The sequence below is a fragment of the Nocardia sp. NPDC058480 genome, from assembly GCF_042720495.1.
Lineage (GTDB): Bacteria > Actinomycetota > Actinomycetes > Mycobacteriales > Mycobacteriaceae > Nocardia.
Map to the genome: position 1 here is coordinate 250,525 of NZ_JBHXMN010000001.1, position 18,902 is coordinate 269,426.

The following is an 18,902-nucleotide window of genomic DNA, read 5'->3' on the forward strand; positions in this document are numbered from 1 at the left end:
CGAATGAGGTCAGCAAATGAATTCCATCCACAATGCCCCGACCGATCCCGTTGCGGCTACGCACGAGGGAATCGCCGTCGTGGGAATCGGTTGCCGTTTCCCCGGAAATGTTCGCACTGTGCGCGAATTCTGGCAACTGTTGATCGATGAACGTGACGCGGTCCGCGAGGTTCCGGCGGACCGGTGGAATGCCACCGCCTTCTACGACCACGATGCGGGCAGGCCGGGGCACATGCGCACCCGCACGGGCGGCTACCTCGACGATGTCTCGTCGTTCGACGCGCACTTCTTCGGCATCACCCCGACCGAGGCCGCCCGGATCGACCCACAACAGCGACTGTTCCTGGAAACCACCTGGGAGGCCCTGCAGGACGCGGGAATCGTGCCCGAGGACATCGCGGGCGAGAAGGTGGCGGTCTACGCGGGTGTCTCCGGACACGACTACGGCATCATCGCGCTCAATCCGGAGAACCGGAATCTGATCGGCGGTCACACGATGACCGGCGTCACGAATTGCATTGTGGCCAACCGTGTGTCATATCTGCTCGATCTTCGAGGACCGAGCATGACCGTGGACACGGCCTGTTCGTCGTCGCTGGTCGCGATTCATCTGGCGATCCGCAGTATCCGCTCCGGTGAGGCGACGATGGCGATCGTCGGTGGCGTCAGCACCCTGTTGCTGCCCGAGGCCTCGATCGGGTTCAGCCAGGGCACCTTCCTGTCGCCCGAGGGCCGGTGCCAGTCGTTCAGCAAATCCGGCGACGGCTACATCCGCAGTGAGGGCTCGGGCACGATCGTGCTCAAGCCGGTGTCCGCGGCCGTCGCCGACGGCGACCGCATCTACGCGGTACTCCGCGGTAGCGCGACGAATCAGGATGGTCGCACCACCGGCATTTCGGTCCCCAGCGAGCACGCGCAAGCGGAGATGATCCTGGACGCGTGCCGTGACGCGGGCGTCGATCCCGCCGAGGTCGGCTACATCGAAGCCCATGGAACCGGTACCCCCGTCGGTGATCCCATCGAGGCGCGCGCGCTGGGCAAGGCGCTCGGGGCCGGGCGCAGCGGCGCGAACGCCTGCGTCGTCGGCGCGGTGAAGTCGAACGTCGGCCACCTCGAGTCGGCGGCGGGCATGGTCGGCATCATCAAGGCGTGCCTGATCGTCGACAGCGGCGAGATTCCCGCGAATCTGCATGCGGAAGAGCCGAATCCGGCAATTTCCTTCGACGAACTCGGCTTGCGGCTCGCGCAGACCCGCCAGCCGTGGCCAACGACCGGACCCCGGGTCGCGGGCGTGAACTCGTTCGGCTTCGGCGGATCCAACGCGCACGTGGTCCTGGCGTCCCCACCGGCCACCGCACCGGTGGCCGAACCCGCCGACGCGGTGCCGGTGGTGTTCGCCCTCAGCGCCAAGACCGGGGAAGCGCTGCGCGCCTATGCCGAGAACTACGCCGATTTCCTGGCCGCACCCGACACTGCCGCGCTCGGGCTGACGGCGATCGCGTCGGCGCAGGCACGAACCCGATCGCATTACGACCAGCGACTGGCCCTGGTGTGCTCGTCGGTCGCGGAATTGCGAGATGCCCTGCGGGACACGGCGAAGGACACCGAGTTCGCAGCACTGCGCGGTAGCGGGAAGACACCGGGCGCGAAGACGGTCTTCGTGTTCTCCGGGCAGGGCCCGCAGTGGTGGGCGATGGCGCGCGAACTGCTCGCCCAGAATCCGGTGTTCCGCCGGACCGTCGAGCGCGTGGACACCGAGCTGCGCAAGCACGCCACGTGGAGTGTGCTCGAAGAACTCGGCCGCGATGAAGCCGACAGCCGAATCGGTGAGACATACATCGCGCAACCCGCGGTCTTCGCGGTCCAGCTCGGCCTGGCCGAGCTCTGGCAGAGCTGGGGCATCGTCGCGGACGCCGTCGTCGGTCACAGTATCGGTGAGGTGGCGGCCGCCGCCGTCTCGGGCGCGCTGTCGTTCGAGGACGCGGTGCGGGTGATCTTCCACCGCAGCCGGGTCCAGCAGCGGGCCTCCGGCAAGGGCACGATGCTGGCCGTCGGCCTACCGCATCACGCGGCGGCGCAACGCATCACCGGCTATCGCGGGCGGGTCGAGATCGCGGCGCTCAACGGTCTGGAATCGACCGCGCTGGCAGGCGATCCCGATGCGCTCGAGGAGATCAAGGGCGCACTGGAGCAGGATCGGATCTTCTGCCGCATGCTCCAGGTGCGCGTCGCCTTCCACAGCCACCACATGGATCCCCTGCGCGAGGAACTGCTCTCCTCGCTGGCGGGCATCACCTCGGGTCCGGCGACGGTGCCGATGTATTCGACGGTGACGGCCGACGTGGTCGCGGCCGGCGCGCTCGACGCCGAGTACTGGTGGCGCAATATCCGCGAACCCGTCCGGTTCGCCCCCACCCTCGACCGCCTCATCGGCGATCAGCACCGGACCTTCATCGAGCTGGGCCCGCATCCCATCCACTCGACCGCCATCGCCGAACTGCTGGACAAGCAGCAGGCGTCCGGCCTCACGGTGCCGTCGCTGCATCGGAAGCAGAGCGATCGTGCCACCCTGCTGTCGTCATTGGCCGCGCTGTACACCGCCGGGTACGACCCGGCCTGGGCGACCGTTTTCGCCGATGACGCCGGGCGCGTGCCGGTGCCGTTCTATCCCTGGCAGCGCGAAACCTATTGGCTGGAAACCCCGGTCTCGCGCGGCGCGCGTTTTCCCTCGCTGGGGCATCCGCTCGTCGGAACCCGCACACCCGTCGCCGACGAACCCGACAAGCACGTCTGGGAACTGACGATGGACACCGCGACGTTCCCGTGGCTCGACGACCACCGGGTCCAGGGACCCATCGTGTTCCCCGGCGCGGGCCATCTCGACCTCGTCGTCGGCTGCTTGACGGAAGCGTTCGGACCGGACAAGTACTCGATCGAGAATGTCGAATTCCGCCGTCCGCTCTTCATCTTCGACGACCGGCCCGCCCCTCGGGTCCAGGTGGTGATGACCGCCTCGATGCACTTCGGGGTGTACAGCCTGCAGGACGGTGACAAGGATTGGATCCTGCACTCGTCCGGTACCGTGCGCCGCGGCGCCCCCGACACCGAACTGCCCGTGCCGTTCGCCGACCTCGATGCGCAATGCCCGCTCGAATTCGACCCGGGCAAGGTCTTCGCGAAATTCCGGAACAACGGCCTCATGCTCGGCCCGACCTTCCGGGCTATCACCCAGCTGCGCTACGGCGAGCTCTGCTCGCTCGGGCGCATCGATACCCCGGACGCCATCCGTGACGAGGCGTCGCGCCACATGATCCATCCGGCACTGCTCGATGCCTGCTTCCAGTCGCTGTCCATCGCGATGGGCAACGACCCGAACAACGATGACAAGACGCTCTACATCCCGTTCGACATCAAGCGATTCAGTTTCCACGCCGCGGCGGGCAAGCGCGTGTACTGCTACGGGCAGGCCAACATCCTCGACGACCCCGCCTACTGCGAGGGCGATCTGTGGCTGCTCAACGAAGACGGCACGCTGGTGGCCCACTTCGAAGGATTCAAAGGCAAATCGATCACTCAGCCGACCGAGGATCGCGACACGCTCCTGCAATGGCTCTACGAGTATCGGTGGCACGCGGCGCCGGTGCGCGTGAAGACGCTGCTGCCCGCCGATTTCGTGCCGAGCACCGAGGTGCTGGCAACCGCGGTCGACCCGGTTCTCGACGAGGTCCGCGCGTGGTCGCTCAACCGTGAGTACCACGCGACCACCGAAGCGGCGATGAACGAGCTCTGCGTCGCCTACGTGACCGAGGCATTCCATCAGCTCGGCATGGACTTCGCCCTCGGCCGGCGATTCTCCCTCGATGAGATCGCGCACGAGCTGGGCGTGCACGACAAACACCGCGACTACCTCGCCCGCCTGCTGGAACTGCTGTCCCGGCACGAGATCACCGGCAGCGACGGCGACCACTGGCAACTGCGGACGGTCCCCCAGCGAGTGGACACCGCGGCCGTGCTCGCGAGATTGCGCGCGCAGCATCCCGAATGCGAGGCCGAGTACGCGGTGCTGGAGCGCTGCGGCACCGAGCAGGCCGCCGTCCTTCGCGACGAGGTCAATCCGATCGAGCTGATCTTTCCGCAGCACGAGTACCAATCCGTGGTCGATCTCTACGAGACCTCGTTCTCGTTCGAGCGGTGCAATCGCACGGTCGCGAAGCTGATCGCCGAGGCAGTGCGGGCCCTGCCGGCCGACCGGCCCCTCCGGGTGCTCGAGATCGGCGCGGGCACGGCGGGCACCACAGGCTGGATCCTCAACGAACTCCCGGCCGACCGCGCGGAATACATCTTCACCGATATCGGCCAGCTGTTCCTGAACAAGGCGCGACAGCGTTTCGCCGAGTTCGACTTCGTGGACTACCGAATCCTCGACATCGAGAAAGACATCGCCGAGCAAGGCTTCGACCAGCACTACTTCGACATCGTCGTCGCGGCGAACGTTCTGCACGCCACCGAGGATCTTCGTGTCACGCTCGGCAATGTCGACCAGCTCCTCACCTCCGGCGGACTGATGCTCGTCGTCGAGGAGACCAACCCACCGCACTGGGTCGACCTGACCTTCGGCATGACCGACGGGTGGTGGCGGTTCACCGACCACGACCTGCGACCCCACTATCCGTTGCTGTCGGAGGCCACCTGGCAGGAGTTCCTGCCCACCGTCGGCTTCGAACACGTCCAGATCTTCTCCGATATGACCGGTAGCGAACAGACCGGCTGCTCGGTGATCGCGGCGCGGGCACCGCACCGGGACCTCGCACCCCATCAGCCGCGCATCGAGCCGGGCCCGTGGGTGGTGCTGGCCGACGCCGATGGCGTCGCCGAGGACTTCCTCGCGCGGCTCGATGAGGCCGGGGCGGGCAGTGTGGTGGTCACTCGCGCAGCGTCCTTCGAACAGCTCGACGACCACAGCTTCCAGGTCGACCCGACCAGCGCCACAGACCTCCGGCGCGTGCTGGAGCAGGTGCGGGACGCGGCGGGCACGGTGGCCGGTGTCCTGCACCTGTGGAACCTGGACTTCGCCGGGACCGACCTCACGGCCGAGCTGCTCGCCGAGGTGGAGCGGCACGGCGCGTACAGCGTGATCGCGGCGGCGCAGGCGGTCGATCAGCTGGATTGGGCAGTCGCGCCGCGGTTCTGGGTGGCGACGGCCGGTGGTCCGGTCGTCGTGCCAACCGATCGCACCGCGCCGTCCCAGCTGCCGAGCTGGGGCATCCTGCGGGTCCTGCTCAGCGAGCACAGCACCCTCCGGGCCAAGATCATCGACTTCGATCCGGCCGCGGGAGCCGACGCTCGCTCGGCGCAACTGTTCGACGAACTGCTGCACGTGCGGACGCGGGAGGAAGAGGTCGCCTACCGCGGTGCGGCCCGCTTCATCGACCGCTTCGAGCATCTGTCCCTCGCCGAGTTCGAGGCCTCGACCGCGATTGCCACCACCGCATCCGACGAGCGTCCGTTCGTCCTGGCTGTTCCCGCGACACCCGGAATCGACGAACTCCGCTACGAGAGCCGGCCACTGCCTGCCCTCGGCCCGCACGATGTCGCCATCCGCCCGGCGGCGACCGGCCTGAATTTCCGCGACATCATGCTGACCCTCGGCATGCTGTCCGAAGGCGCGGTCTCCGGTGGCTTCTACGACAGGAACATCGGCGTGGAATGCGCCGGCCGCGTCATCCAGGTCGGCTCGCAGGTCACCGACTTCGCCCCCGGTGACGAGGTGATCGCCTTCGCCCGTGGTTGTTTCGGTTCCGCGGTGGTCACCCCCGCGCAGCATGTCTACCCGGCACCGGCGAACCTGTCTGCCGCCGACGCCGCGACGCTGCCGATGGCCTATCTGACCGCGTGGTACGCCTTGGTCGAGGTGGGCCGTTTGCGGGCGGGCGATCGAGTGCTGGTGCACGCCGCCGCCGGTGGTGTCGGCCTGGCCGCGCTCCACATCGCGCAGCGGCTGGGCGCGACGGTTCTCGCGACCGCGGGCAGCCCGGAGAAGCGGGAATACCTGAGCTCGCTCGGTGTGGAGGGGGTCTTCGATTCTCGTTCGCTGTCCTTCGCCGACGACATCCGCGCGCGCTTCGACGGTGTCGACATCGTGCTGAATTCGCTACAGGGCGAGACCATTCCGAAGAGTCTGGAGCTGCTGCACCCGCACGGCCGGTTCATCGAGATCGGCAAGAAGGACATCTACGAGGACTACAAGCTGGGGTTGAAGCCGTTCGGCAACAACCTGAGCTACTCGGCGGTCGACATCGACCGCATGTTGCTCGAGTCGCCCGCCCGGTGTCGCGAGGCGATGACCGCGGTCCTCGAGCACGTCGCCGCGGGCACACTGCCCCGCTTGCCGCACACCGATTTCGCTGCCGCGCAGGTGACTTCGGCCTTCCGGTACATGGCGGGAGCCAACCAGATCGGCAAAGTTGTCGTCGAATTCGGCGCCGACACCGAGGTGCTGGTCCATCCGGGCACCACCGGCGCGGAATCGTTCGATGCCAACGGCACCTACCTGATCACCGGTGGCTACACCGGTTTCGGTCTGCGCACCGCACAGTGGCTCGCCGGCAAGGGCGCACGCACCATCGTGCTGGTCGGCCGCCGAGCGCAGGTGGACGCCGAGAACGAGCAGCAGATCGCCGGCCTGCGCGCCGCGGGCGTCGACGTGGTGCTCGAACGAGCTGACGTCTCGGTCGAAGCCGAGGTCGTGAACCTGCTCGAGCGGGTATCGACGCTTCCGCCGCTGCGCGGTGTCTACCACGCCGCCATGGTCATCGCCGACGGCCCGCTCGCGACCATGACCGAGGAGGAGTTCCTGCGGGCGGTGCGGCCGAAGGTCGACGGCGCCTGGCATCTGCACACCCACACCCGGGCGCTCGACCTGGACGCGTTCGTGATGTTCTCGTCGATGAGCTGGAATGTCGGCACGCCGGGACAGGCCAATTACGCTGCGGCCAACGGGTTCCTGGACGCGCTGGCCGTCCATCGCCACCAACTCGGACTGCCCGCGCTGACCGTGAACTGGGGTGCGATCGCCGAAGTCGGGTTCGTCGCGCGCAACAAGCTCGACACGCTGTCCTGGCTGGGATGGACGCCGATCTCGCCGGACCACGCGCTCGATTTCATCGGCCGCTGCCTGGTTCAGGGCGTCGAACGCGCCAGCGTCTTCGGGGTGAACTGGGCCAAGATGAATCAGGTCATGCCGATCGTGCGCAGTTCACCGCGGCTGGCGCATCTCGCGACGCAGGACACCGCGGGTTCGGCTGCCGCGTTCGGCACCGAGGGACTGCGCGCGGAGTTGTTCGAGCTCACCGGCGACGATCGTCTGCCACGACTGACAACAGCTCTGGCACAGCAGATCTCACGGATCTTCGACATGCCCGTCGAGCGCTTGGCCCGCGATGTCGGGCTCACCGATCTCGGGATGGACTCGCTGATGGCCGGCCAGATCCGCAACATGCTGGCCAAGCACCTGGAGATCGACTTCCCGACCATGGGCCTGATGCGCGGTCCGACGATCACCGAACTGGCCGAGGAAGTCCTCGCGCAGGTCCACGGCGAATCCCTCGGTGTCGCGCCGTCGGCGGCGCCGGCCACCGGCCCGGAACGCTGGATCCGCACCGTGGTCGGCCGGTCCAACACCGCCTCGATACGGCTGTTCGCGCTGCCCTTCGTCGGTGGTGGCGCCTCGGTGTTCACGCCGTGGCCCGGCTACCTGCCCGACTCGGTCGAGACGGTGGGAATCCAGTTCCCCGGCCGCGAGGAGCGACTCGGCGACGTTCCGGTCGATGCGATGCCGGAGTTCGTCGCGCAACTGGCCGAGGCCATGCTGCCCCACCTCGACCGGACCTTTGTGATCTACGGGCACAGCATGGGCGGGCTGCTCGCCTACGAGCTCGCCAAATACCTCGAACAGCACTACAACGAGGTGCCGATGAAGCTCGTTATCGGTGGCTGGCCGGCGCCGACGCTGGTCGAGAAGTACGTGCGGAATCTGGCCCACATCCGCGACGGCTTCGATCTCGACATGGCCTCCGACAGTCAGGTACTCGAGGTCCTGCGCGACAACAAGCTGCTCGACATTCCGGTGGCCGAGGAAGCGTCGATCCTGCATTGGCTGCCGTCGATCCGGGCGGATCTGACAATGCTCGGCGACTACCGATTCGAGAACGGATATACGCTGCGTGCCCCGATCTCGGTGCTGCGCGGCGCCGACGACCCGGTGTTCGACGACGACCAGATGCAGGGCTGGGGCAAGTTGACCAGCGGCGGGTTCTCGCTGTCGACCGTGCCCGGCGGGCACCTGTTCATCCAGAACGCGGACCCGGGTGTGCTGCGCACGCTCGCCGAGGAACTGTCCGTCGAGGACACCTTCCCGAATTTCACCAGCCTGGCGTACGGGCGCTGAGCCGAACACTTTCCAACATCTCGAACGGGGAACAATGATGGAGCAGACGAAACGGTACGACGTCGTGATCTGCGGTGGCGGTCTGGCGGGACTGACACTGTCACGACAGCTCGCGCGGACCATGCCCGACCTCTCGGTGCTGGTCTTGGAACGCAGCGGGCACGGGATCCCGGACGGCGCGTTCAAGGTGGGTGAGGCGACGGTCGAGGGAGGTGCCCACTACTTCGGCGAACAACTCGGCCTTACCGGGTACTTGAATCGACGGCACCTGCACAAACTCGGACTTCGAATGTTCTTCGGAGATTCGCAGGGCCCGCTCGAGATTCGGCCGGAGCTGGGAGCCCGGCGGTTTCCGCGGGTGACGTCTTACCAGATCGACCGCGGCAGATTCGAACGAGACCTGCGCGAAGGCGTCCACGAGCTCGGGACCGAGCTCATCGAGCAGGCGAAGGTACTCGACATCGAGCTCTCGGACTCCGACGCGGACCATATCGTGCGCTTCGAAGTGGACGGCGAGAGCGGCGAACAGCAGGTGCGGGCGCGCTTCGTCGTCGACGCCTCCGGTCGTCAGCGGTTGTTGCAGCGCAAACTCGGCCTGAGCGCGCCGAGCCCGCACAAGATCAATGCGGCGTGGTGGCGCTTCCGCGGCGAGTACGACGTCGAACGAATGACCGATACCACGAACCCCGCGTGGCGCCCGCCCACGCAGGAACGCCGATGGTTCTCCACCAATCATTTGATGGGTACCGGGTACTGGGTGTGGATGATCCCGCTGTCTTCCGGGAACACCAGCGTCGGCATCGTCACCGACGACACGATCCATCCGTTCAGCACCTACGGGACCGAGAAAAAGGCCAGGAACTGGATCGGCGAGCACGAGCCGACACTGGCCGCGTTCATCGATGGTGCCGAACAGCTCGACTTCTTGCAGGTGCGCAACGCCAGTTACGGCTCCGAGCAGATCTTCTCCCACCAGCGGTGGGCCTGCGTCGGCGAGGCAGGCATCTTCCTCGATGCCTTCTACAGCCCGGGGTCGGACTACATCGCCTACACGAACACGATCACGACGCGCATGATCGAACTCGATCGCCGAGGCCGGCTGACCGCGGAGGTCGCCCAGACCTTCAATCGGTTGATGCTCGAGGACATGTGGCCCAACTATCTGGGGATGTACCACCAGAACTACTCGATTTTCGGCAGCGCCCCCGCCATGTTCACGAAGGTGATGTGGGATACCTCGTTCTACTGGGCACTGCCTTCGCAACTGCTGTTCAGAGGGCTGATCGGCAACGAAGACGCGGCGGCCGAATTCCACCCGATAGCTACCCGATTCAAGGGAATTCAGGCGCGCATGCAGGCGAATCTGCGCGCTTTCGGCGCGCAGGCCACGCAGCCGGACAAGTACTTGTTCGTGGAATACAGCAAGGTGCCGATCTGCGCGCAACTACACCTCGACCTGCTCACCGAGAAGACCGCCGATCAGACGTTCCGTGACATGCGACGCAATGTCGACCGGCTGGAAGCGTGGGCGGACTCCTTCGAGCAAGAGGTCGGCGCGCGGTTCGACCTGCCGACAAGGTCACCGGCAGCCGTCGGCAGCCGGTGACCGAACAGACCGAACAGGAGCGGAAAGTGACACAGTTCGAAGGCCGGGTAGCCGTCATCACCGGGGGCAGTCGCGGAATCGGTAAGGCGCTGGCGCTGGCGCTCGCCGAACGCGGCGTGTCCATCGTCATCGGTGCGAAGACGATGGAAGCCGGTGGACGACTGCCGGGCAGCGTGCCGGATACGGTGCGGGAAATCGAAGAACGGGGCGCACAGGCCCTCGGCGTGCGCTGCGACGTCCGCGACGAGGCGGACTTGAAGAACCTGGTGGACCAGACGATGGAACGGTTCGGCCGGCTCGACATCCTGGTCAACAACGCGGGTGCCATGTGGCTGCAGTCGGTCGAGCACACCCCGCACAAGCGATACGACCTGGTGATGGCGATCAACGCCAGGGCGCCATTCCTGCTGGCGCACCACTGTATTCCGCACATGCGGCAAGGCGGGTGGGGCCACATCGTCAACCTGAGCCCCCCGCTGGATCCGGAGGGCATACAGCACATGGGCGGCAAGGTGGCCTACATGTCGTCGAAACTCAACGCCACCCTGCTGACCCTCGGCCTGGGAAAGGAGGTCGCGGCAGACGGCATCGCCTGCAACACGATCTGGACGCGCACGCTGATCGGCACCCTCGCGACCCAGAATCTCGGCATCGGCAGCCCGTCGGATTGGCGGACCGAGGACATCGTCGTCGATGCCATCCTGGCTGTACTGGAACAGGACCCGGCGACATTCACCGGAAACGCGCTGATGGACGACGACGTCCTGGCTCAGTTCAAGGGGATGACCGACCTGTCGCGGTACCGGTTCGTCCCCGATACCGAGCCGACCCCGATGACGTGGGAACGCTGGGACCTGATCGCCGAGGTCGCCCAGCAGATGTACTTCTCCGCGCTGGCCGCCGCCACCGGTGCGAAGGCGTCGCCTGGCGCGTGACATTCAGCTGGGCCGCCGATCCGAACGCGATGTCACCGAGCTGCGCATTTCCCGGCCTTAATTCAGGTAGGCTTGTCATGGGAAATGCGTAGTGGCACTGCAACTTCCGCAGTGTTGACGTCGGCGCGACGGCCCGTACCATGGCCTGGAATTCCCCCGATTCCGTTGATGGACCCGACCATGGCTACCGGAACCGAAAAACACACGCCCCGATAAATAGTCCGATGCGATAGAGGAGCTGTTCATGGCCGAGGAAACCGTCATCACCGGACACGATGCGATCGTCAAGCATGCGATCACCGCATTCGATAACCTTCCGATTCCGCCGGGAATCGAGCTGAAGCTGCCGCCGCCGTCGACCACGACCCTCGGCTTGCAGTACGAGGAATTCGTCGTCGGACAATCACTCTCGGCGACAGTCGAGATCCCGGCACAGTACGGCAATGTCATGGGCCTGCTCCAGGGCGGTTTCCTCGCCGCCATGTTCGACGACCTGATGGCCCCACTCAGCTATCTGACCTCGAAGAACCCGACGACCACGATGGAACTGACAACGCACTTCATGCGCCCGGTATTCGTCGGCGAACGCCTGACCTTGAACGCCACGGTGCGCAAGCCCGGCCGATCGGTGATCTACCTCGCCGCCGAGGCACACAACGGGAACAACAAACTCGCGGCCACAGCGATCTCGACGATCCAGGTCATGCAGTTGCCGAATTCCTGACGACCGAATAGACGCTGTACTACCACCCGGTAGTACAGCGTCTGTTCAGGCTGACAACCGCCATGATTCCGCGCGTACCGCGACGACTGCCGCCGCGATTCGACTACTCACCTGGAGCTTGGCGAGAATCCTGCTCACATGTTCTTTCACGGTATCCGCACTGATGAAAAGCCGGGCGCCGACTTCACGATTGGACAGCCCGTCGACGATGAGCACAAGGATCTCTTTTTCGCGACCCGTCAGCAGCGAAAGACGCCGGTAGGCAATGTGGTCCGGTTCGATGCGATCCGCCTGCTCGACATTCGTGGTGGCGACGATTATTCCCGAGGCCGCCACATCCAGCGCATCGAGTATTGCCTTGGCGTGGAAATCCGCTGCCAACAACACGTCGACCTCGAGCGTCGTTCGCGCGGTGTCCTGGGGGACGAGCAGCGCGATGAGCGGTCGCTGGTCGAGTGCGCGCAAGCCCCGCACAACGGAGACGAGTGCGGCTTCCGGGCCCGTCGCCGCGTCGAGCAGCACGATGTCGGGCTGCCACCTCGTGGCCTTTTCCACCATCCCCGAGATCGGGGCCAACGCGATCTGCCGATTCGGCCTGATCGCCTGCAGGAAGTCGATATTCATTGCGTGGCAGCTGGACTCGGCGACCATGATGCGACAGCACGGTAGTCGCGGGACAGCGCGACCGGCGGTGTCGGTCGCGGCGACTCTCGTCGGGTGGGATTTCGGGATCTTCGGTTCCGGACTCGCAGCCAATTTCATAGACCCTTGACCTGAGATGACGACGTGTACTGAGAGAGGTCGGTTCAGTGGTGGACCGGCCGGCGAGTCAACCGAGCCGGAGATATCGCTGGAGCGCCAGTGGCGGCCACCGGGCGATGATCTCGGCGAGATCCTCGGGACGCTCCCTGGCCACCAGGTGCCCGGCGCCCAGGATCTGGATGACCGTGGCGTGCGGCGCCAAGCGCAGAAATCCCTCGACGTCGTCGTCGGCAACCGGTGTTCTGCCATCGGCCCGCACCAGCAGGACGGGCACGTCAAGGACATCGGCGGCCCGCCGAAGCTGTGGCATATGCGCGAGGACGTCGTCGACGAGCTCGGCATACGGGCCGTGTGTGGTTGTCGCGGTGAGGAATTCGAGTACGCGGGCGGGATTCATGGTTGGCACGACATCGACCAGCACCAAGCCACCGACCCGGGCGCGCACTTCGGTGTCCTCGAGGGCGACCAGCGCGGCGAGTCCCCCCAGGGACGCCCCGACAACAATGCATCCGGACAGTTCGGTGCGCACCATCGCGGCGACGTCGGCGGCGCACATCGCCGTCGACCGCGCGGAACCGCCGCTGTCGCCGTGCCCCCGCAGATCGAAGGCGACGCACCGATAGCCCGCCGTGACAAGCCTGCCGACCACCGGCTCCCAGACATGGGATCGCTCACCACCGGCATGTAGTAGCAGGACAGTCGGCCCCGAACCGACCGCCTGCCCACGCAGGATCGTGCCGTCGGGGCGTTCGATCTGCCGTAGATCGCGGGTCATGGAATCGTTCATGTGAGGCCTTCCGCGTTGCCCACGTCGTCGTCGAAGGTTCGACCCGACAAAAGCAGTGAATGCGTAATGCACTATCCGGCAACAAGTTACGGTGATCATGCGCGCAGTTTCCCCGTCGAAACCCGCCAGGTCGTAGCCTAAGCCGATTACTTTGACCCGTCAAGGTAAGGTGGCGATATGACTGCTCCCCGTGTGCGCCGCACGCCGGAGGAGGCGCGGCGCCTGATCCTGGATGCCGCCGAGCACCTCCTGGCAGAAGGCGGCGTCTCCGCTGTTCACGTCCGCGCCGTCGCCGCTAGCGTCGGCATGACCGACGCGGGTCTCGGATACCACTTCGGGACTCGCGATGGCCTCTTGGAAGCCTTGCTGCACCACGGCGGCACCAAAGTCGGATCAGGACTGCAACAGGTGGTGCAATCCTGTCTGGTCCAGCCGGCGGACCTCGGTGGATTCGTGGAAACCCTCGCGGCGTTCTATCGGCAGGGCTATGGCGAGCTGGCGATCGCGCTGCACGCCGCCGGATGGCGGGATCCCGGATCCGGGATGCTGAATCCGGTTGTCGAGGCGCTGCATGCGCTGCGCCCTGACAAGGGCGCGGGCATCCCCGTCGACGACACCCGACTCGCCGTCGCGGCACTGCACCACGCCGTGGCGACGGAATCCGCCTACGGGGCGGTCTTCCGTCGTAGCGCCGGGCTCACCGGACCCGATGCCGAGGACTGGCAGCCTCAGCTCCGATGGTGGACCATCAATCTGGCCCGAATCCTCGACATCGAGCTCCCCGCACCGGCGTCCGGGGAATCCTCCCCCGCCCGGGAACGGGGGTAGGCGTTCAGCTCGGCTCGTCCGCGCCGGGAAACCAGACATCCTCGGCTCCGAGATCACCGACTCGATAGCAGCCGAGCGCGCTGATCATGAGACGTAACTCGAATGCCAAGCAATCGAGCAGCGCGATCAAACCCCGGTCGGGGTCCTCGTCGGCCGCGATCAGCGCCGCGCGTCCGAGGCCGACGGCCGACGCACCGAGGGCAAGGCATTTCACCGCTCGACCGCCCTCCCAGATCCGGCCCGACGCCAGCAAGCTGTTGTCCCGGACATCGATGCGGCGCAGGCATTCCGCCAACGGCAAGCCGACCTGACCGAGAAATCCCAGTGGCGCCCAGCCGGTCCCGCCCTCGGCACCGTCGACGGTGACCGCGTCGGCACCGGCCGCCCAGGCGAGGGCCGCCGCCAGATGCACATCGCGGGCAGGCGGTAGCTTCACCCACACTCGGCACCGCGGATAGTTGTTGCGCATCAACAGGATCTGTCGTCGCAGGATCTCGTCGTCGAAGGTGCCCGGTGTGCCGCAGCGCAAGACGGGCGTCTGCGCGCCACCGTAGATGTCGACCAGGTCATACTGCGCCGCAAGGTGTTTCGCCTGTGCTCGCGACACCATGGTCATGCCCCCCAGACCAGGCTTGGCGCCCTGACCGACCTTGAGCTCGAACGCCAGCCGACCGGTCGCCGACAGCGCCGTGGCCGTGGGATCGCTGTAGACCAGGTTCCACACCTCGGCGTCGGCGTCTTCGGTGCTCTGCTGCACGACGACACCGCCGATCCCGTCGGGCACCGAGGCGGCGTACTCGGCGATCCGCGACAGCAGGGAGCTCGCTTCCTCGTCGGTCACCCTGCCGTATCCGGCCACGGGGACGATGTTCTCGCCGATCACCATGGGAATCCCCGCCGCGGCGGCCTGTGCTGCGACCGCGATGCCCAGATCACCCGAAGCGGCCGCGGTCGAGCCGAATGCCGAGATGTAGATCGGCGATGTCGCGTTCAACCCACCGATCACGGTGGTGAGGTCCACGTCGCCCGGAAGCGGTTCGCGACCGAGTTCGATCAGCGCTGCCATCCGCTTCGGGACGAAGATCGGCGGTACCAGCCGTGCGCGATCGAGCGCGTCGGTCGGTGCGCTGGGCGCACGCTCCCCGAACAGCGCCGAACCGTAGTCGGCCATGGCGGGAAAGGCCGCGCCGCGCCCCATCCGCGCGCGGCGGCGTACCTCGTGCTCCGGGAATCCGGTCGCGGACAGGGCCGATGCCACACCGTCGGACCCGGTCACGGCCGCGCCTGCCCTGGCAGCTTGGGATAGGCCGTGGCCTGCCAGACCGCATCCAGCCCGCCGAGGAACCGGGTGAACCGCTCGACACCGAGCCCGAATCCGGCACTGGGCGGCAGCCCGGCCCGGACCAGCGTGAGATACCACTCGTATTTCGCGGGATTCTCACCGGTCTCCCTGATTCGCCGCAGCACCCGGCCATAGTCCGTTTCCCGCTCACTGCCGCTCATCATTTCTCCGAACCCGGCGGAGAAGATCAGGTCGAAGTTGCGCAGCACCCCGAGTTCCTGGGGGGACTCCCGGTCGTAGAAGCCCCGTGACCCTTTCGGATAGTCGGTGACGAAGAACGGGCCGCTCCTCGTCGCTGAGATGAGTTCCTCACCGCGCCAGTCGATTTCGGTGAAGTCATCGTGCGGGTGTCCGAGCTGGCGCAGTTCGGCGACCACCTCCGCGTGCCGGAGCCGCCCGTAGGGTCGAGCGACCGTCTTCGCGAGCTCGGACCGGTCTCGGCCGAGAACCTCGAGTTCCCGGCCGCTCGTCGCCAGCACGTGCGCCACACAATGCCGGGTCAGCCGTTCGGCCAGCGCCATCGCCTCGTCACGAGACCCCCCGGCGAACTCCACATCGAGTTGATGGAACTCCACCAGGTGCCGGTGGGTCACCGCTGTCTCCAGTGGTTCGAGCCGGACATTGGGCGCCACGCAGAAGATCTTGTCGAAGCTGAGCAACGATGCCTGCTTGTAGAGGATCCCGCTGGTCATCAGCTTGTACCGATGGCCGTAGTAATCGATGTCGACCTGCTTGGCACCGCGCGCGCCCGGGTCGGTCACCGGACCGATGATCGGTGGCAGCAGTTCGGTGAATCCTTCCGCCGTGAGGAATTCGCGCGCTCCGGCGAGGAAGCTCTGCTGCAGCGTCAGAGCCGCGATCGTCCGTGGCGAGGTCAGGTGGGTATACGGGGTCGGCGGAACGGTCGGCGTCGATTCGGCACTCACACTATCTCCCTGAACGAACCATGATCGGTTGGTCGGCTACAGCACACGGTGTTCGAGTCGCCGTAGAGCTGCATAGGATTTCTGTATCCGCGCGGCGTCGCGGTCGACGAAGAACACCGCGCCCGGCGCGGAGTTGAGGTCGACCGTCGGGGTGGTCGGTTCCCGCTCACCCAGCCGAAAGCGCACGCTCTCGAACCCGGGCAGCCGGGCCAGCTCCTCGGCGAGCCTCGCCCGGGGAAACGGAAGCTGTCGGTGGGCGATGAGATTGACGCACCGGGCCGCCGCCCGGCGGACGTACACCGACGGCCGCCGGGCCAACGCCCGGCCGGACCCGGCGTAGCAGTCCAAGGTCAGGTCGACCTGATTGGCGCCCGTGCACCGATCCAGTGCCGCGGGGTTGGCCAACCCCGACAGTCTGGCCCCGGTCTCGAGCAGCACCGGGCCGTCGCCGGTCTGGATCAGCTCGGTGTGCGCGGGTCCGTTGACTATGCCCAGTGCGTCCAGACAGCCTCGGACGTAAGCGAGTATCGCGGGCAGCCGTCCGTCATCCGGGGAGAGCAGCTCCTCGAAATCATAGATTCTGTGCCTGCCCGCCACCGTCCGCTTGTGGCTGATCCACGCATCGGTGAACCAGTGCGTTCCGTCCCGGCTGACCGAGTTGACGACGAATTCGTCGCCGTCGAGATATTCCTGGGCGAGCACGGCGCTATTGGCCCGAAGCATCAGGTTCGTCTTACCCAGGATGGTCGAGACCGCCGCGCGCACATCATCATCGGTCTCGCACACGAAGACGTCGTCGGATCCCGCGCTGTCCAACGGCTTGACCACCATGCGCTGTGGTCCCGCGTCGCGGCGCCACCGCAGCACGGCGTCGGCATCGCGGCTTCGATACTGTCGCGCGGTCCGCAGACCCGCCGCGGCCACGGCGGCGTGCATCTGGAACTTGTCCCGCCGGAACTGGGAAAACGCCGGGTCGTTGCCGCGCACACCGAGTTTGTCCGCGATCTCGTCGGCGGCTTCGACACCGAATTCGCTGGCCGGGATCACGGCCACCGGATCGTCTTCCGCGAGCCGGTACAGGACATCACCGCCGTTGTCGGCGTAGCTCAGGTCCGCCGCGAAGAGATCGGTGGGCAGGCTCGCGGCGAAGACCTCGGGCAGTTCCGGGCGTGATCGCACGTGCACCAAGCGGTAGTCGGCCGCAGCACGCTCGGCGAGCAACGCGCCGGTGGACAGCGCGTCCACCAAAACCATGGTGGGGCGGGCCCTGCTCCTGTCCCCGATCATCGTGGGTCCAGTGCGTGGTCGGGTAGGCGGTCGTAGTGGCGCGCGACATGGTTGAGCATGCCGAACAGCCGGTCCGAGGTCAGGTCGCCCGGCCCGGCACGGGCGGACTCGGCGGGCAACGGGAGTCGGCCCCGCGAACCCCAGACCAAGGCACCTCGATCGTCGATCAGGCAGGTCGTGGCTCCGGCGTTGTCCTGGTGCAAGCAGAACGGAACGTCGAGCAGGCCCCGGGCGAAGGCCTCGACCAAGGCGGTGCCGACGTCACGATGGAGGCCGAGTACGGCGTCGATCAGCAGCCGTGCCTCGGCCAGGATCTCCTCGCGGTAGCCGAAGTCGGCCGCTGCGGCGCGGGCGCGCGGACCGGCCGATTCCGCCGACGCCAGCCTCAGGGCGGCCACATTCTCCGACACGGACGGAATCTGCCATGCCTCCGATACCGTTTTCACGATCAACCGCTCGCACCCGGCATCACGCGCCAGCCTGGCACTGTCGCGGATCAATCGGGTGGCCCCGTCCGGAGTCCTGGGGAACAACCCCATGTAGGTGTAAGCCACGAGGTGCCAGGTCGTGTCGGCCAGGTAGTCCTGCGCCAGCTGCCGTAAGGCCAGCAGCGCCCCCCGGTCCTGTTCGGGCAGGGTCCCCTGGGCGTAGCTGAGGGACAGATGCCGGATTCCGTGCTGCCGGAAGAAACACCCCTCCAGCACGGTCATCGCCACCAGCAGCGACGGCGGGCACAATTGCCCCAGCAGACATCCACCGAAACTCTCGATATGGCACGACTCGGTTTCACCCGCCAGGAATCGGCAGCCTTCCGACCACGCGGCGACGGTGTGCGCGAGCGGCAGCCGGCTGTACGGCAGGCAATAGGACACCGGCCCGCCCTCGGTGGCATCCAAGCCGACCTCGACCAGTCGGCGGAAGATGGGCAGCGGCAGTGCGGTGCCGTGCCGCACCTGCACCGGGAATGCCGGACCGGGCAGCTGATCGAGCATGGCCCGGGTGACCTCGACCGGATGGGACACCAGCGGGTAGCCGTTCAGCTCGATGCCCGCAGCGAGCTGCGCCAGCGGAGTCCGGTGGTCGCCGACACGGGTGTAGCTGTCCACGGTCAGTGTTGCGGCGACCGGGAAGTCCAGCAGCCCGAGCTCGGCCAGCCCGGCCCGCATGGCCTCGGGACGCCCGAATCCCATCCGCGGCTGGACGACCAACCGATCGCGACGAGCGCTGTCGGCGATGAAGCGATCGAATCGGCCGCGCAC

The 18,902-nt window shown here is 66.6% G+C and carries 11 protein-coding genes; 5 read left to right on the forward strand and 6 right to left on the reverse strand.

Annotation, left to right across the window (positions count from 1 at the left end; translation table 11 throughout):
• The first annotated feature begins 16 nt into the window (after positions 1–16).
• The 4 genes from ACFWO8_RS01165 to ACFWO8_RS01180 all read left to right on the forward strand — a co-directional run bounded on the left by ACFWO8_RS01165 (position 17) and on the right by ACFWO8_RS01180 (position 11,711).
• Positions 17–8,446: an SDR family NAD(P)-dependent oxidoreductase gene (locus ACFWO8_RS01165; protein ID WP_378940480.1), complete on the forward strand. Its 8,430-nt coding sequence runs from the start codon at positions 17–19 to the stop codon at positions 8,444–8,446.
• A 34-nt stretch (positions 8,447–8,480) separates the two neighbouring features.
• Positions 8,481–10,052 (forward strand): NAD(P)/FAD-dependent oxidoreductase, encoded by a 1,572-nt coding sequence (locus ACFWO8_RS01170; RefSeq protein WP_378940481.1) that lies wholly within the window; start codon positions 8,481–8,483, stop codon positions 10,050–10,052.
• A gap of 26 nt (positions 10,053–10,078) precedes the next feature.
• Positions 10,079–10,987: an SDR family oxidoreductase gene (locus ACFWO8_RS01175; protein WP_378940482.1), complete on the forward strand. Its 909-nt coding sequence runs from the start codon at positions 10,079–10,081 to the stop codon at positions 10,985–10,987.
• 244 nt (positions 10,988–11,231) lie between these two features.
• Positions 11,232–11,711: a PaaI family thioesterase gene (locus ACFWO8_RS01180; RefSeq protein WP_378940483.1), complete on the forward strand. Its 480-nt coding sequence runs from the start codon at positions 11,232–11,234 to the stop codon at positions 11,709–11,711.
• Between the two features lie 45 nt (positions 11,712–11,756).
• Here ACFWO8_RS01180 and ACFWO8_RS01185 read toward each other — a convergent pair whose 3' ends face one another.
• A complete protein-coding gene (locus ACFWO8_RS01185) occupies positions 11,757–12,335 on the reverse strand; it encodes a LuxR C-terminal-related transcriptional regulator (protein ID WP_378940484.1) in 579 nt (192 codons plus the stop codon).
• 205 nt (positions 12,336–12,540) lie between these two features.
• Positions 12,541–13,260: an alpha/beta fold hydrolase gene (locus ACFWO8_RS01190; RefSeq protein WP_378940485.1), complete on the reverse strand. Its 720-nt coding sequence runs from the start codon at positions 13,258–13,260 to the stop codon at positions 12,541–12,543.
• A gap of 177 nt (positions 13,261–13,437) precedes the next feature.
• Between ACFWO8_RS01190 and ACFWO8_RS01195 the strand changes: the two genes are divergently transcribed.
• Positions 13,438–14,088 (forward strand): TetR/AcrR family transcriptional regulator, encoded by a 651-nt coding sequence (locus ACFWO8_RS01195; protein ID WP_378940486.1) that lies wholly within the window; start codon positions 13,438–13,440, stop codon positions 14,086–14,088.
• 4 nt (positions 14,089–14,092) lie between these two features.
• Here the strand turns inward: ACFWO8_RS01195 and ACFWO8_RS01200 are convergent, their stop codons facing one another.
• Genes ACFWO8_RS01200 through ACFWO8_RS01215 form a run of 4 tightly spaced genes read right to left on the reverse strand, consistent with a single transcriptional unit; the run spans position 14,093 to position 18,902 of the window.
• A complete protein-coding gene (locus ACFWO8_RS01200) occupies positions 14,093–15,364 on the reverse strand; it encodes a glutamate synthase-related protein (protein ID WP_378940487.1) in 1,272 nt (423 codons plus the stop codon).
• Positions 15,361–16,356, reverse strand: a complete 996-nt coding sequence (locus ACFWO8_RS01205; protein ID WP_378940488.1) for an asparagine synthetase A — start codon at positions 16,354–16,356, stop codon at positions 15,361–15,363. Before ACFWO8_RS01205 ends, ACFWO8_RS01200 begins: the two co-directional genes overlap by 4 nt.
• Before the next feature lie 36 nt (positions 16,357–16,392).
• Positions 16,393–17,601, reverse strand: a complete 1,209-nt coding sequence (locus ACFWO8_RS01210) for an ATP-grasp domain-containing protein (protein WP_378940489.1) — start codon at positions 17,599–17,601, stop codon at positions 16,393–16,395.
• A gap of 38 nt (positions 17,602–17,639) precedes the next feature.
• A complete protein-coding gene (locus ACFWO8_RS01215) occupies positions 17,640–18,902 on the reverse strand; it encodes a methylaspartate mutase (RefSeq protein ID WP_378940490.1) in 1,263 nt (420 codons plus the stop codon).